Consider the following 14,287-nt stretch of genomic DNA (forward strand, 5'->3'; position numbering starts at 1 on the left):
GCTCAAGGACTCCGCACATGTTGAAAAAAGCAGGTTTGACCCTGGCCGTGCTCGGCGCGCTGGTGACTTCGTTCGGCGCGCAGGCACTGGAGCCGTTGCGGGTGGCGGCCGACCCGGTGCCCCACGCGCAGATTCTCGCGTACATCCAGAAGATCGATCCGCAACTCAACCTCAAGGTCATCGAGATTCCCAACGGCGTGAACTCCAACGAGCTGTTGGTGCATGGCGATGTCGATGCCAATTACTTCCAGCATCTGCCGTATCTGAAATCCCAGGAACAAGCGCTGGGGCAGAAACTCGCGGTGGCCGCCACGGTGCATATCGAGCCGTTGGGCATTTATTCGCGCCGGCACAAGAGCTTCGCCGAGGTGCCGGAGAAAGGCACCGTGGCCTTGCCCAACAACGTCACCAACCTGAGCCGTGCGCTGTACCTGTTGCAGGACAACGGGCTGATCAAACTCAAGCCCGGTTTCAATGATCCGGCGGCCGATCAGGCCACGCCCAAGGACATCGCCGAGAACCCGAAACAGCTGAAGATCCTCGAAATCGAATCACCCCAACTTCCCCGGGCGCTGGACGACGTCGATCTGGCGGTGATCAACGGCAACTACGCACTGGAAGCCGGACTGGTGCCGGCCAAGGACGCGCTGGGTCTGGAGAAGGCCGAGCACAATCCCTACGCCAACATTCTGGTGACCACGCCGAAACTGCAGAACGATCCGCGCATCGCGCAACTGGCCAAAGACCTGACCTCGCCGCAAGTGGCGAAATACATCACCGAAAACTTCAACGGTTCGGTGATCCCGGTGGTGGATGCCAAGCCATGATCATCGTCGAGCAGTTGAGCAAGACCTACCCTTCGGCGCCGGCACCGGCACTGGATCAGGTGTCGCTGAGTATTCCCGACGGCGCGATCTACGGCATCCTCGGGCGGAGCGGGGCAGGCAAGTCGACCCTGTTGCGCTGTCTCAATCTGCTCGAACGCCCGGACAGCGGGCGAATCCTGCTCGACGGTGTGGATCTGCTGACGCTGTCTGCCAGCGACCTGCGCCGCCAGCGGCAGCGCATCGGCATGATTTTCCAGGGCTTCAATCTGCTGCACTCGCGCACCGTCTTCGACAACATCGCCGTGCCGCTGGAAATCGCCAACGTCGGCAAACCGTGGCGCCATGTGCGGGTGCGTGAGCTGCTGGAACTGGTCGGTTTGACCGACAAGGCGCAAGCTTTTCCCTCGCAGTTGTCCGGTGGGCAAAAACAGCGGGTGGGGATTGCCCGTGCCCTGGCGGCGGAGCCGGCGTATCTGCTGTCGGACGAAGCTACCAGCGCGCTCGATCCGGAAACCACCGCGTCGATTCTCGACCTGCTGCGCGACATCAACCGGCAACTGGGCGTGACCATTGTGCTGATCACCCATGAGCTGGAGGTGGTCAAGTCGATCTGCGATCACGCGGCGTTGATGGCGGACGGACGCCTGGTCGAGGCCGGGCCGGTGCCGCGCTTGCTCGCCAATCCGCAATCGAGTCTGGGCACTTCGTTGCGTCCGACCTGCGGATTGCCGCTGGGCCACGACATCCCCGGGCTCAGCTTCCTCAAGCAATACGGCGTGCGGGCGGCGCAATCATGAACCGCAGCATCGACTGGAATGAAATCCTGCAACTGCTGTTCAACGCCACCGGCGAAACCCTGTACATGGTCTTGCTTGCCGGGCTGTTCACGCTGCTGATCGGTTTGCCGCTGGGGGTGTTGCTGTTTGTCAGTCGCTGCGACGGACTGTGGCCGCTGCCACGGCTCAATGCCGCGCTGGGTTCGCTGGTCAATCTGGGGCGCTCGCTGCCCTTTGTGGTGATGTTGATCGCACTGATTCCGCTGACGCGTCTGCTGGTCGGCACCACCCTCGGCAGCACCGCGGCGGTAGTGCCGATCACTATTGGCGCGTTTCCGTTTTTTGCACGGATCGTCGAGAACGCGCTGGATGAAGTCGACAAGGGCCGCATCGAAGCGATCCTCGCCATGGGCGGCGATATCCGCCATGTGATTTTCAAAGTGCTGCTGCCCGAAGCGCTGCCGGCATTGCTCGCGGGGATCACTCTGACGCTGGTGATGCTGATCGGCTTTTCTTCCATGGCCGGGGTGATTGGCGGTGGCGGCTTGGGCGATCTGGCGATCCGTTACGGCTATCAGCGTTTCAACAATGAAGTGATGGTCGCCACCGTGGTGGTGCTGGTCATTCTGGTGCAAGGCGTGCAGAGCCTGGGCGACCGGCTGGTACGTTCGCTGGCCCATCGACGTTAAGGAATTTTATGAGTGTCGTCGTGGCCCGCGCGCCGCTGATTCAGGTGCGTGAACTAAGCAAAACTTTTGGCTCGAACCGCGCACTGGATGGTGTCAGCCTGCAGATTCATCCCGCCGAAGTGGTGGCGTTGCTCGGTGCCAACGGTGCCGGCAAATCGACGCTGGTGAAGATACTTGCCGGCAGCCAGCGCGCCGACGGCGGCGAGATTTACATCGACGGCCAGCCCCGGCAGTTCGGTTCGCCGCTGTCGGCACGCCGGGTCGGAATTGTCGCGGTGCATCAGCAGATCAACGAAGGCATTGCGCCCGGTTTGAGCGTGGCAGAAAACCTGCTGCTCGATGAGTTGTGCAAGCCCGACGCAGACTTCTGGCTCAATCGCCAACGTCTGCTGGAGCGCGCCGCGAGCATCGCCGCCGGGCTGGGTCTGGTGTTGCCGCTGGAGCAGCCGATCGAACAGTTGGGCCAGGCCGAACGGCAGTTGGTGGTGCTGGCGCGGGCCTTTGCCTTGCAACCGCGTCTGCTGATTCTCGATGAGCCGACCGCCGCGTTGTCGGACGCCGAGGCGCAACGGCTGTTCGGGCTGATCGACACCCTGCGCAGCCGTGGCGTGGCGATTGTTTATATCTCCCATCGCTTGTCCGATCTGCAACGGGTGGCTGATCGCGCCATTGTCTTGCGCGATGGGCGACTGGCCGGAGAATTCAGTGCGCGGCAGTTGCCGGAAGCGGTACACGCCATGCTTGGGCAGGCGCTGGACGGGCATGTCTACACGCCCGGCAGCGTGGGCCGAAATGTCCTTGGTGCGCGCGGTTTACAGATTTTGCCGCGCTCCATGCGCTTCGATTTCGACCTGCACCAAGGCGAAGTGGTGGTGCTGACCGGGCTGCTCGGCGCCGGCAAAAGCGAGATCGCTGAAGTGCTGTTCGGCTTGCGCAAAGCCGTGGCTGGCAGCCTGCAACTGGACGGCGTGGACTGGCTGCCGGGTTCGCCAAGGGCGGCGATTGGCAGCGGTGTGTTTCTCGCGGCGGAGGATCGCGCCAGTCAGTCGCTGGTGCCGGATTTCTCCCTGCGCCGCACCCTGACGCTGCCGTTTCTGCAGCGCTTCACCCGAGCCGGGTTCATTCGCAACCGTGCCGAAGCGGCAGCGGTCGAGGCGCAAGTCGCGGCGCTGGGGATCAAGACCGCCGGTATCGAGGTGCCGATGAGCGCGCTGTCCGGCGGCAATCAACAGAAGGTTGTGCTTGGTCGCTGGCTGCTCGGGGACGGGCGGGTGTTGATCCTCGACGAGCCGTTTCAGGGCGTCGACGTGCGCGCCCGCCGCGAGATTGGCCAGCTGCTGCGCGACAGTGCCGGCGGCCGCGCGACCCTGGTGATTTGCGCCGATGTCGATGAAGCCCTGGAAATCGCCGACCGCATTCTGTTGGTGCGCGATCACGCGGTGGTCGCCGAATACCCGCGTGCCGGTCTTGAGCGCGCGACCCTGGTCGCCGCGCTGGCCGGCAGCGACGCTAGCGAAAATCCCTTTCACGCCACGCCAAGGAGCAGAGCGAGTGCCTGATTCGAGTTCATTGTTGTCTTCCGCTACGGCACCCGCCGAGCGCCTGCTGCAAGCGCTGATCCGCTACGGTCTGTTGTGGCTGCTGGCGCTGATCGTGGTGTTTTTCAGTGTCGCGGAGCCGGCGTTTTTGCGCGTCGGCAATCTGTTCAGCATCTTGCAGTCGGTGTCGATCGTCGCGCTGCTGGCCCTCGGTGTGACCCTGACCATGGCCGTCGGCGGACTTGATCTGTCGATTGGGGCGGTGGCGGCGATGAGCCTGATGATCGCCAGTTACGTGATGGTGGTGCTCGGCTGGGGCGCGGTGCCGGCGGTGCTGATCAGTCTGGCCGGTGGCGCACTGGTCGGGCTGCTCAATGGCTGGCTGATCGTCAAGCTGCGGGTGCCGGACATTCTCGCAACGCTGGGCAGCATGTTTCTGGTGATCGGCGTGCAACTGATTCCCACGGGTGGGCGCTCGATTGCGGTGGGCATGACCTTGCCCAGCGGCGTGGAAACCGAAGGCACCTTCAGTGCGACGTTTCTCGCCCTTGGCCGCGGGCGCTTGTGGGAGGTGGTGCCGGTGCCGGTGTTGATCACTGCGCTGGTGGCGCTGGCGGTGTGGCTGTTTCTTGAGCGCACGCGCATCGGCCGGTTGTTTTATGCGATTGGCGGCAACGAGCAGGCAGCGCGATTGGCAGGCGCGCCAGTGCAACGCTTCAAGCTGCTCGCTTACGTGCTCTCGGCATTGCTCGCCTCGCTCGGCGGTTTGCTGTTGGCGGCGCGCCTGGGCCGGGGCGATGTCAGCTCCGGCAATGGTCTGGTGCTGGACGCCCTCGGCGCGGCGCTGATCGGTTTTGCCGTGCTCGGGGCGAAGAAGCCCAATGCCTTCGGCACATTGGTCGGCGCACTGTTGGTAGCGTCGCTGCTCAATGGCCTGACCATGCTCAACGCGCCGTATTACGCACAGGATTTCGTCAAGGGACTGGTGCTGGTGCTGGCCCTGATGTTCACCTTCGGCCTCGCGCATCGGGCGCGCTGAGCCGGTTCATTTGTCGCTGCAAGGAAGATGTATGCACGGTTCAATCAAGCAGTTCGCACGCCATTGCCTCGCCGGCGCGGTGCTCTCGGCGTTGGCTTTGAGCGCTCAGGCCAAGGCATTACCGGGGGCTCCGGCGCCGTTCGACAAAGGGCAGGTGCAGATCGCGCTGGTCGGCTATCTGTTTTCCGGGGACTTTCCCGAGGCGTACCTGCGCGGCGTGGAGAAACAGACCGAGGCGCTGGGCGCCAATCTGCGGGTGTTCGATGCGCGGCAGCAGGCGGCGAGTCAGGGCGAGATGATCGATCAGGCGATCGACCTCGGGGTCGACGGGATCATCGTGCAACTGGGCCTGGCGGAAACCCTCAAGGGACCGATTGACCGGGCGATCGCCAAAGGCATCAAGGTGGTGGCGTTCGACGTTGATCTGAACAGTCCGCACGTGACTCAGGTCGAACAGGATCACCATGCACTGGCGCGACTGGCGCTGGATCAGGCGGTGAAGGACAACGGCACGCGGTTCGATGCCGGTTACGTGTACATCAGCGGCTTCACGCCGATGGAGCGCCGCGACGAGATCTGGAGTCAGGTGAAAAAGGCCAATCCGGGCATCATCGAAAAGGCGCGTTTCGGCACGCTCAATCCGCCGATTGCCAACTCGGTGGCGGATCAGGCCAGCGCTGTATTGCGGGCCAATCCGGATATCAGCGTGATCTTCGCGCCGTTCGACGAGTTCGCCAAAGGCGCGAAAATCGCCGTCGACGAGGCCGGGCTGGGGCGCAAGGTGAAGATCTACAGCGCCGACATTTCCACCGCCGACATTCAGATCATGAAAGAACCGGACAGCGCCTGGGCGGCGACCGCAGCGGTCAATCCGCAAGTGGCGGGGGCGATCAGCGTGCGCAGTCTGGCGATGTTGATTGCCGGCGAAAATCCGGGACATCAGGTGTTGGTGCCACCGACCCTGATCACCCGTCAGCAGTTGCTCGATCTGGACGTGAAAAACGTCCGCGACTTGTCTCAGAAACTCCCGGCGTTCGGTGATACCGCCAACGTGGCGCGGGCCGAATGGATTCCTGTGGCGAACTGAATGCAGACGTTTTCACTGGGTGATGCGCTATATGCGCGGCAGGCCTTCTGGCGCGCTTGGGAGTGAATATGCACAACAAAGCCATGCGCTTGCGCAACAGCCGCGCACCTAAGGCTGACCCGGCGATTGGTCAACGCTTGCCGCCGGGGCAGGTGTTGACGGAGCGGTTCCCGATTCTCCACGAAGGCACGGTGCCGGAGTATGAATTGGCAACCTGGTCACTGCGCCTGTTCGGCAAGGTCGGGGGTGTCGTCGAGTTGAGTTTTGCTGATCTGCAAAGGTTGCCGCAACGCCAGGTGCAATGTGACATTCATTGCGTGACACGCTGGTCGAAGTTCGACACGCAGTGGAGCGGGGTGCATTTGCAGGATCTGCTGAGCGCGTTCGAGATTCAGCCCGCTTCGCGTTTCGTCATGGCCCACGCCGATCACGACTATCAGACCAACCTGGCACTCGACGACCTGCTGCACCCGGACAGCCTGCTCGCCACCCATTACGCCGGTCAACCCTTGACCGCCCAGCACGGCTGGCCACTGCGGCTGGTGGTCGCCGGGCGCTACTTCTGGAAGAGCGCCAAATGGTTGCGCGGTCTGGAGTTTGTCGACGAAGAACAACCCGGTTTCTGGGAGCGCAACGGCTTTCACCTGCACGCTGATCCGTTTGCGGAACAACGCTTCAGTGCGCAGGCCCTGGACATTGCCGAGGATGCCTGGCTGGAAAAGGAATTCGACTAATACAACCACCCTGTGGGAGCTGGCTTGCCAGCGATGGCGTCCATTCAGTCACTGTTTCTGTTGAATGACACACCGCTATCGCTGGCAAGCCAGCTCCCACAGGGATCTTTTTTGCAGTTGTAATCGTTGTTTGTTAGTTGCATCAACTGTTGGTCCAGCAACACTTGTGTTGAACTAAGAGCTGTCCTTTAGAGCGATCTAACCTAAGTGTTATTGGTTCTTTTACGGCGAGCCTCCGCCCGTCTAGCATCGGTGTTCATGGGGAAACAACTAACTTTGGGGATCCTGCGCTTTATTGACTAAGCACGCTAAAAAGCTTTCACCGCCTTCCTGATTTCTAAAACTACAGCAGACATTGCCGTGCATTGATTGCCGACCCCTTATTGTCGGCAACGGCCGGGTATTAGCTGCGATAAAGGAGCTGTCCCATGTATCACCGTTCCCGTTCATTACTGGCCATCGCAGTTGTCGGTGCGATCTGGCAACTTCCGGCGCAAGCCGAAGACACTTCCGCCCGCGTTGACGATGACACACGGTTGGGTACCGTGCTGGTCACCGGCACCCGTGGCACTGCGCGTACGGTGCTGGATTCTCCGGTGCCGGTGGACGTGTTGACCGCCGCCGATCTCAAGTCCACTGGCGCGGCCGACGGTGAGCTGGGCCAGGCACTGCAAACCTTGCTGCCATCGTTCAGCATGCCGCGTCAGTCCAACTCCGGTGGCGCCGACCATGTACGCGCCGCACAGTTGCGCGGCATGAGCCCGGATCAGGTGCTGGTGCTGGTCAACGGCAAGCGCCGCCACACTTCGGCGGTGGTCAACGACTCGTCGAAAATCGGCCGCGGCACAGCGCCGGTGGACTTCAACTCGATCCCCATCAGCGCGATCAAACGCATCGAAGTGCTGCGCGACGGCGCCGGGGCGCAGTATGGTTCCGACGCGATTGCCGGGGTGATCAACATCATCCTCGACGACGCGCCCGAGGGCGGCGAAGTGTCCACCAGCTATGGCGCGTTTCACACCCATCAGGACGCCATCGGCAGAACCACCACCGACGGCCAGAACAGCGTGACCACCGCCAAGATCGGCACGCGCCTGGGCGAAGAGGGCGGGTTCATTCGCGGCGGCACCGAGTACAAAAACCGTAACCCGACCAACCGCGCCGGTTTTGACGGCTTTGCCGATACCCCCGACCAGCGCAATTACGTGATGGGCGACGGCCTGGCGCGAGACGTCAACCTGTGGTTCAACAGCGAACTGCCGCTGGCCGGTGGCAAAGCCTACAGTTTCGGCACCTACAACCAGCGCCACACTACGGGCGCCGAATTCTATCGCTACCCCTACGAGCAGCCGCAGTTCTACCCCAACGGCTACCTGCCGCAGTCGCTGGGCGACAACAAGGACGTCTCCGCCACCGCCGGTTTCAAAGGCATGATCGGCGAAGACTGGGACTTCGACAGCAGCGTCACCCATGGCCGTAACCGCTTCGACGGATCCACCCGCCGCACCCTTAACGTCAGCCTCGGCGAGGACTCGCCGACCAGGTTCGACACTGGCGATTACGAACTGCGCCAGACCACCACCAACCTCGATTTCAGCCGCGAACTGCGCCTCGGCGGACGCTCGTTCGTGCTGGCGCTGGGCGGCGAATACCGCTACGAAAACTACCTGACCTACGCCGGTGACGAGGCCTCCTACATTGGCTCCGGTGCTGACGGTGCCAATGGCCTGCGCCCCAGCGAAGAATCGGACCTGGACCGCAACGTGTTCGCGACTTACGCCGAGTTGTCGGGCGATCTCACCGAGCGCTTCTTCGTCGACGCCGCCACGCGCTGGGAACATTACGACGATGCCGGCAGCAAACTCACCGGCAAGCTCAGTGGTCGCTACAAACTGACCGAGCAGTGGGCGCTGCGTGGTGCGGTGTCGAACAACTTCCGCGCGCCATCGTTGGCGCAGAGCGGTTTCCAGAACACCACCAGCAACTTTGGCGAAGGCGGCACGCTCACCGATATTCGCGTGCTCTCGGTCAACGATCCGATTGCCCGCGCCCTCGGCGCCGAAAAGCTCGATCCGGAAACCTCGAAAAACTTCAGCCTCGGCCTGACCTTCCAGCTCAACGAACGCTTCGACGCTTCGCTCGATGTATTCCGCATCGACGTCAAGGACCGCATCACCCTGTCGCAGCGCATCGGCAGCGACGCCATGGAGCAATACATCAACGACAACTTCGGCGTGGCCGGGGTGCATGACGTCAACTTCTTCACCAACGCTGCCGACACCAGCACCCACGGTGCCGAACTGGTGCTCAACTACCATCAGCCGCTGTATGAAGGGCAACTGGGCCTGACCACCGCGTACACCTACAACCACACCAAAGTCACCAGCACCAAAGGCACGCCATCGCAACTGACGGCGTTGGGTATCGGCAATGATGCACTGGTCGGTGTCGAAGAAACCAACACCCTGACCGACGCCGCGCCCAAGGATCGTTTCGTGTTTTCCGCCAACTGGGCCAGCGAACACTGGGGCCTCCTCGGGCGTCTGACGCGTCAGGGCGAGACCACCCGGGTGTTCGACTTCGGCGACTCGCAACCGGAGCAGACCTACGGCGCGGTGTGGCAACTGGACGCCGAGGTGACCTACAAATTCACCCCGAAATTCAGCGTCGCCCTGGGCGGCAACAACCTCACCGACAACTACCCGGAACGCTCCGGCTCGGCGATCAACTACGGCGGCAACCTGCCGTATGACGTGCTGTCGCCAATCGGCACCAATGGCGCGTACTACTACGCCAGCGCCACTTACGGCTTCTGAGCCGATCCGCCACGGATGGCGGACTTTTTGCGGAACTCTCCATGAATCACACCAACGGCCCCAAGCGCCATCTGCCGGTGCTGCAGGCGTTGCTGATCACGCTGGGCATGGTGATCACCACCGACATCCTGAAAACCGCGCCGACCGTGGCGCTGAACGTCGGGCCGGAATATTTCTATTGGGTCTGGGTACTCGGCGGTCTCGCGTCGATGAGTGGGGCCTTGTGTTTCGCCGAAATGGCCAGCGCATTTCCGCACCCAGGCGGCGACTATCACTTTCTGCGCACGGCCTATGGCGAGTGCATGGGCTTCCTGTTTGCCTGGTCGCGCTTCTCGGTGATGCACACCGGCTGGATCGCCCTGTCGGCGTTCATGTTTGCCGATTACGTCAATGCCGTGGTGCCGCTCGGTCGGTACGGATCGGGGCTGTTTGCTGGCGGGGTGATCGCCTCGCTGGTGCTGCTCAATCTCACTGGCAAGCACATCGGTTTCATTACCCAGACCTTGTTGGTGGGTTTGCTGGCGCTGGGCTTTCTGAGCATCGCCAGCGCCGGGGTGTGGCTGGCGTGGCAGGGGATTGAAGCAGCGCCAGCGAGCGTTTCGGTCACGCCGGAAAATACCGGTATGGCCGGGTTTTCGGCGGCGATGATTTTCGTGTTTCTGGCATTCGGCGGCTGGAGCGATGCGGCGACTTTATCGGCGGAAGTGCGCGATGGTCGACGCGGAATATTCATCGCCATGCTCGGTGCGCTGACGGTGCTGATGGCGATTTATCTGGCGCTGAACTGGGCGTTCGTTCGAGGTCTGGGTTTCGCTGGACTGGCAGCGAGCAACGCACCGGCCGTGGAACTGTTGAACCGTGCATTCGGTGCGCCGGGGGTGCTGCTGATTCTGCTGATGGTCGGCATCGCGGCCATCGCCACCATCAACTCGACCTTGCTGGTCGGCGCGCGCACCACTTATGCCGCGGCCCGCGATGTGCCGCAGTTGCGCCGCTTCGGCGAGTGGGACGAACGCGACGGCGTGCCGCGCAAGGCCTTGCTGGCGGAGGGCGCGGTGGCATTGTTGCTGGTGCTGTTCGGCAGTTTCACCCAGAGCGGCTTCAACACCATGGTCGAGTACCTGACCCCGGTGTACTGGCTGTTTCTGAGTTTCAGCAGCCTGGCGTTGATCATCCTGCGCCGGCGTTTTCCCGAGGTGCCGAGGCCGGTGAGGGTGCCGTTGTATCCGCTGTTGCCGCTGCTGTTTTTCGGACTGTGCCTGTACATGCTTTGTTCGAGCGTGACGGTGGTGGGGTGGGGCGCGTTTCTGGGGATTGGCGTGTTGCTGGTGGGGGCGCTGCTGTTGGCGGGATTGAGCCGCCTGGCGTCGACGCCTCGGCAAGCTCTCGCGCAGACCCGCGATTAGAACGATACGTCGGCCGGTTGTGACAGACGCAGTACCGACAAGTCCCCGGTAATGCGCTTGTACGCCAGCCGGATCGCCTCGATGTTGCCGGCGTTCTGCGGATTGTTCTCGTGCAGGATCACGATCACCTTGGTGCTCAGCCGCTCAGGCTCCTTCGCCCCATGATCGCGCCACTGCCCATAGGCATCGAACACGGTGAAACCGTCGGGAAACCGCGACGTCACTTCCTTGTCGAGAAACTCGCGCCAGCGCGCCGGGCTGACCGCGCCTTCCTTGCCATCCACCGTGCCCACCGAGAAATACAGCTCGGTGCGGATCCACTGTGCCTGCGCCGGACGCGTGGCGTCGCCTTGCAGAGTCGAACTGGCGGGGTCTTTGGTATGCACCGAAACAGCAGGAGGACTGGCGCACCCGGCGACAGCGACAAACAGTGCAGCGAGTAACAGGCGTCTTTGCATGGAACATCCCTTTTTATGAGTTAAGTGCAGACGCGCAATTATAAGGGGCGGGTTTAATAGCGATAAAAGATTAAAAAATGGCTTTGTGGTTGATTAATGGAATAAGAAACGAACTACGCCAGGATGCCAAACGTACCGCCGCATTCGCGGGCAAGCCCGGCTCCCACAGGTTTTTGCGGTATACACAGATCCGCTGATCGACCCCATCCACTGTGAGAGCGGGCTTGCTCGCGAAAGCGCCGGTTCAGTCAACGAAGATGTTGGATGTACCAACGCCATCGCTGGCAGGCCAGCTCCCACAGGTTTTGCGGTGTGCACTGAGCCGTTGATCGACACAATCCACTGTGGGAGCGGGCCTGCCCGCGAAAGCGCCGGTTCAGTCAACAAAGATGTTGGATCTACCAACGCCTTCGCTGGCAGGCCAGCTCCCACAGGTTTTGCGGTGTGCACAGATCCGTTGATCGACACAATCCACTGTGGGAGCGGGCTTGCCCGCGAAAGCGCCGGTTCAGTCAACGAAGATGTTGGATGTACCAACGCCATCGCTGGCAAGCCAGCTCCCACAGGTTTTGCGGTGTGCACAGATCCGTTGATCGACACAATCCACTGTGGGAGCGGGCCTGCCCGCGAAAGCGCCGGTTCAGTCAACGACGATGTTGGATGTACCAACGCCATCGCTGGCAAGCCAGCTCCCACAGGTTTGGTGGCGTGCACTGATCCCTTGATCGACACCATCCACTGTGGGAGCGGGCTTGCCCGCGAAAGCGCCGGTTCAGTCAACGACGATGTTGGATGTACCAACGCCATCGCTGGCAGGCCAGCTCCCACAGGTTTTTGCGGTGTGCACAGTTCCGCTGATCGATACCATCCACTGTGGGAGCGGGCTTGCCCGCGAAAGCGCCGGTTCAGTCAACGAAGATGTTGGATGTACCAACGCCATCTCTGGCAAGCCAGCTCCCACAGGTTTTGCGGTGTGCACTGAGCCGTTGATCGACCCCATCCACTGTGGGAGCGGGCTTGCTCGCGAAAGCGCCGTTTCAGTCAACGAAGATGTTGGATGTACCAACGCCATCGCTGGCAGGCCAGCTCCCACAGGTTTGGTGGCGTGCACTGATCCCTTGATCGACACCATCCCCTGTGGGAGCGGGCTTGCCCGCGAAAGCGCCGATTCAGTCAACGAAGATGTTGGATGTACCAACGCCATCGCTGGCAAGCCAGCTCCCACAGGTTTGGTGGCGTGCACTGATCCCTTGATCGACACTGAAAAACGCACCATCAAGACATATATAAATATGCCACTCAGCGCCCTTCATGCTGCTTGCGATAAGCCCCCGGTTGCACCCCCACCGACTTGGCAAACGCTCGGGTAAACGCGGCGATCGACTGATAGCCCACCGCCGCGCAAACCTGCTCCACCGTGTGATTGGCCCGCAGCAACTGGCAGGCATGCCGAACGCGCAACGCCAGCAGCACTTGCCCCGGCGACTGCCCGGCCAGTTCGTTGAAGCGTTTGAAAAACGCCGAGCGCGACAGGCCGATAGTCGCCGCCATGCTTTCCAGCGACCACGGCAATTGCGGTTGTTCGATCAATTGATCCAGCAACGGCGCGAACTGCGGATTGCGCGCCAATGCCACCAGGCCGCCGAGGCTCTGGTTGTCGGCCATCTGCTGGCGCAACACGTACAAAAACAGCAGATGACTCAAGCGTTCGAGCAGCGCCGAGGAGGGCGCCGGCAGGCGCTCGCACTCTTGCAGGATCAACTCGAACAAGGCTCGCGCGGCGCTGGAAGACGGATCGCCCGCGCGCAGGATGATCCAGTCCGGCAAGCCTTCGATGATCAGCGATGACAATCCCGACTTGAAATGAAAGAACCCGCAAACCAGCCCGACACCGTCTTGCGCCTGGCTGTCGAGCGCGGTCATGGCTATGCGCGGCAGCGTCTGGGCGATGCTCGCCTGTTCGGCGCTGGAGAGGCGGTAATTCAGATCCCGCAGCAGGAACACTGCATCCCCGGTGTTCAGCGGAATTGGCTGCTCCTGTCCGTCAATGTGCAGCCAGCAACGCCCCTGTACGATCAAGTGGAAACTTGCGCGCGCCAGCCCCTGGGTGCTGGCGTGCCAACCACCGCAATAGCGGCCGACGTGAAACAGACTGGCGTCGAGTTCGAGGCTTTCTAATAACCAATCAACCAGTGGGCTGGACGAAATCATCTAATGGAAACACTCAGGAGCAAGTAATCGCTACTTTAGAATATGGATCGAAATTTTTATAACCAACAGACTGGCCGGACACTCAACAGCAGGAGTCCACTCCATGTCGCGCCTTACTCTACACACCGTGCAAAGCGCTCCCGAAGCCGCCAAACCGTTTCTGGAAAATGCGCAGAAAAACTCCGGATTCATTCCGAACCTGCTGGCCGTGCTGGCCAATGCCCCGGCCGCGCTGGAAACCTACGTTACGGTATCGGCGCTCAATGGCAAGTCCGAACTCAGCCTCGCCGAGCGCGAAGTGGTGCAACTGATTGCGGCGACCAACCATGGTTGCGATTTCTGTGTCGCAGGTCATACCGCCGTCGCGCTGAATAAGGCAAAACTGCCGCCGGAAGTGGTCAGTGCGCTGCGTGAAAAAGCCACTGTCCCCGTGGAAAAACTGGAAACCCTGGCCGCGTTTGCCCGCGAAGTGATTGCCACCCGGGGCAAGGTCAGCGATCAGACCTTCAACCAGTTCAAGGCTGCCGGCTATACCGAAGGCAATGCGCTGGAAGTGATTCTCGGCATCAGCCTGGCGACCCTGTGCAACTTCGCCAATGTGTTCGCCGACACGCCGCTCAACCCCGAGCTGGCCCCGTATCGCGCGTAATCGGCCAGCGGTTCCGGCAGCGTCGTCTATGGTTGATGCGGCTGCGTAAAAAGGAGA

At 61.7% G+C, this 14,287-nt stretch carries 12 protein-coding genes; 10 read left to right on the top strand and 2 right to left on the bottom strand.

The features are described from left to right. Nucleotides 1–17 precede the first annotated feature (17 nt). The 9 genes from ACIOUG_RS06070 to ACIOUG_RS06110 all read left to right on the top strand — a co-directional run bounded on the left by ACIOUG_RS06070 (nucleotide 18) and on the right by ACIOUG_RS06110 (nucleotide 10,912). A complete protein-coding gene (locus ACIOUG_RS06070; RefSeq protein ID WP_401063367.1) occupies nucleotides 18–827 on the top strand; it encodes a MetQ/NlpA family ABC transporter substrate-binding protein in 810 nt (269 codons plus the stop codon). Continuing rightward, nucleotides 824–1,624: a methionine ABC transporter ATP-binding protein gene (locus ACIOUG_RS06075; RefSeq protein ID WP_401063370.1), complete on the top strand. Its 801-nt coding sequence runs from the start codon at nucleotides 824–826 to the stop codon at nucleotides 1,622–1,624. The genes ACIOUG_RS06070 and ACIOUG_RS06075 overlap by 4 nt, the downstream gene beginning before the upstream one ends. Continuing rightward, nucleotides 1,621–2,292 carry a methionine ABC transporter permease gene (locus ACIOUG_RS06080; protein ID WP_401063371.1) on the top strand — a complete coding sequence of 224 codons (672 nt, stop codon included), beginning with the start codon at nucleotides 1,621–1,623 and terminating at the stop codon, nucleotides 2,290–2,292. The genes ACIOUG_RS06075 and ACIOUG_RS06080 overlap by 4 nt, the downstream gene beginning before the upstream one ends. Before the next feature lie 8 nt (nucleotides 2,293–2,300). Beyond that, the gene (locus ACIOUG_RS06085; protein WP_401063373.1) at nucleotides 2,301–3,851 is read left to right on the top strand and encodes a sugar ABC transporter ATP-binding protein; all 1,551 of its coding nucleotides are present in this window, start codon (nucleotides 2,301–2,303) and stop codon (nucleotides 3,849–3,851) included. Then, nucleotides 3,844–4,869 carry an ABC transporter permease gene (locus ACIOUG_RS06090; protein WP_401063375.1) on the top strand — a complete coding sequence of 342 codons (1,026 nt, stop codon included), beginning with the start codon at nucleotides 3,844–3,846 and terminating at the stop codon, nucleotides 4,867–4,869. Before ACIOUG_RS06085 ends, ACIOUG_RS06090 begins: the two co-directional genes overlap by 8 nt. A gap of 31 nt (nucleotides 4,870–4,900) precedes the next feature. Next, entirely contained in the window at nucleotides 4,901–5,956 is a 1,056-nt protein-coding gene (locus ACIOUG_RS06095) for a substrate-binding domain-containing protein (RefSeq protein ID WP_401063378.1), read from the top strand. Between the two features lie 68 nt (nucleotides 5,957–6,024). Then, complete coding sequence (locus tag ACIOUG_RS06100; protein WP_401063380.1) at nucleotides 6,025–6,690, top strand: sulfite oxidase-like oxidoreductase; 666 nt, start codon at nucleotides 6,025–6,027, stop codon at nucleotides 6,688–6,690. Between the two features lie 428 nt (nucleotides 6,691–7,118). After that, entirely contained in the window at nucleotides 7,119–9,506 is a 2,388-nt protein-coding gene (locus ACIOUG_RS06105) for a TonB-dependent receptor plug domain-containing protein (protein WP_401063383.1), read from the top strand. Nucleotides 9,507–9,547: 41 nt separating this feature from the next. Next, nucleotides 9,548–10,912 carry an APC family permease gene (locus ACIOUG_RS06110; RefSeq protein WP_401063385.1) on the top strand — a complete coding sequence of 455 codons (1,365 nt, stop codon included), beginning with the start codon at nucleotides 9,548–9,550 and terminating at the stop codon, nucleotides 10,910–10,912. Here ACIOUG_RS06110 and ACIOUG_RS06115 read toward each other — a convergent pair. Both ACIOUG_RS06115 and ACIOUG_RS06120 read right to left on the bottom strand, forming a co-directional pair. Continuing rightward, nucleotides 10,909–11,370 (bottom strand): DUF3574 domain-containing protein, encoded by a 462-nt coding sequence (locus ACIOUG_RS06115; RefSeq protein ID WP_064587263.1) that lies wholly within the window; start codon nucleotides 11,368–11,370, stop codon nucleotides 10,909–10,911. The genes ACIOUG_RS06110 and ACIOUG_RS06115 overlap by 4 nt on opposite strands. Before the next feature lie 1,299 nt (nucleotides 11,371–12,669). Further along, nucleotides 12,670–13,581 (bottom strand): cupin domain-containing protein, encoded by a 912-nt coding sequence (locus ACIOUG_RS06120; protein WP_401063387.1) that lies wholly within the window; start codon nucleotides 13,579–13,581, stop codon nucleotides 12,670–12,672. Between the two features lie 103 nt (nucleotides 13,582–13,684). On the opposite strand from ACIOUG_RS06120, the gene ACIOUG_RS06125 reads away from it, so the two are divergent. Further along, nucleotides 13,685–14,230: a carboxymuconolactone decarboxylase family protein gene (locus ACIOUG_RS06125; protein ID WP_027614171.1), complete on the top strand. Its 546-nt coding sequence runs from the start codon at nucleotides 13,685–13,687 to the stop codon at nucleotides 14,228–14,230. Nucleotides 14,231–14,287 lie beyond the last annotated feature (57 nt).

The organism is Pseudomonas sp. NPDC087803 (assembly GCF_044742995.1).
GTDB lineage: Bacteria > Pseudomonadota > Gammaproteobacteria > Pseudomonadales > Pseudomonadaceae > Aquipseudomonas.

What these genes read in the sequence shown, in the direction of transcription:
- ACIOUG_RS06070 (WP_401063367.1), top strand. Translation starts at nt 18, where the DNA reads ATGTTGAAAAAAGCAGGTTTGACCCTGGCCGTGCTCGGCGCGCTGGTG.
- ACIOUG_RS06075 (WP_401063370.1), top strand. Translation starts at nt 824, where the DNA reads ATGATCATCGTCGAGCAGTTGAGCAAGACCTACCCTTCGGCGCCGGCA.
- ACIOUG_RS06080 (WP_401063371.1), top strand. Translation starts at nt 1,621, where the DNA reads ATGAACCGCAGCATCGACTGGAATGAAATCCTGCAACTGCTGTTCAAC.
- ACIOUG_RS06085 (WP_401063373.1), top strand. Translation starts at nt 2,301, where the DNA reads ATGAGTGTCGTCGTGGCCCGCGCGCCGCTGATTCAGGTGCGTGAACTA.
- ACIOUG_RS06095 (WP_401063378.1), top strand. Translation starts at nt 4,901, where the DNA reads ATGCACGGTTCAATCAAGCAGTTCGCACGCCATTGCCTCGCCGGCGCG.
- ACIOUG_RS06100 (WP_401063380.1), top strand. Translation starts at nt 6,025, where the DNA reads ATGCACAACAAAGCCATGCGCTTGCGCAACAGCCGCGCACCTAAGGCT.
- ACIOUG_RS06105 (WP_401063383.1), top strand. Translation starts at nt 7,119, where the DNA reads ATGTATCACCGTTCCCGTTCATTACTGGCCATCGCAGTTGTCGGTGCG.
- ACIOUG_RS06110 (WP_401063385.1), top strand. Translation starts at nt 9,548, where the DNA reads ATGAATCACACCAACGGCCCCAAGCGCCATCTGCCGGTGCTGCAGGCG.
- ACIOUG_RS06115 (WP_064587263.1), bottom strand. Translation starts at nt 11,370, where the DNA reads ATGCAAAGACGCCTGTTACTCGCTGCACTGTTTGTCGCTGTCGCCGGG.
- ACIOUG_RS06120 (WP_401063387.1), bottom strand. Translation starts at nt 13,581, where the DNA reads ATGATTTCGTCCAGCCCACTGGTTGATTGGTTATTAGAAAGCCTCGAA.
- ACIOUG_RS06125 (WP_027614171.1), top strand. Translation starts at nt 13,685, where the DNA reads ATGTCGCGCCTTACTCTACACACCGTGCAAAGCGCTCCCGAAGCCGCC.